General features: G+C 43.1%; 1 protein-coding gene. It reads left to right on the top strand.

Annotation, left to right across the window (positions count from 1 at the left end; translation table 11 throughout):
- Positions 1 to 350 (top strand): hypothetical protein (locus tag SORDD16_RS11385; protein ID WP_164966535.1); only part of this gene is annotated, 350 nt, incomplete at both ends.

Raw genomic sequence — 350 nt, 5'->3', positions numbered from 1 at the left:
ATCGCATTAAAACCGATCGAAACTTCCGAGCACCAGAAAGTTATTATCAAGCTTTTGGTCCAAATGTGGCAACCTATCAAGGTGGAAGTTACGGAAGACAAAGTTCTTATGCTTATGCCCAACAACAAGCAGCACGTGCAAGAGCCCAAGCAGAACAACGTCGTCGTCAACAGATTCGCTATGAATATGGCTTGGCGACAGGACTACAGTCCTTGCCGATAATTCGAGAAGGTCTCAATCTGTATCGTAACTGGAATACGTCTTTACTGAACACATTGAAGCATGTATGTAATCCAAAAACGACTAAGGCATCAGATCGGGGTGTAAATAAAACCTTGTCTATAGCTGAC

Source organism: Streptococcus oralis, assembly GCF_001578945.1.
GTDB classification, from domain to species: Bacteria; Bacillota; Bacilli; order Lactobacillales; family Streptococcaceae; genus Streptococcus; species Streptococcus oralis_Q.
The sequence above is the reverse complement of the archived record's forward strand: the minus strand, read 5'-3'. Positions and strand labels throughout refer to the sequence as shown.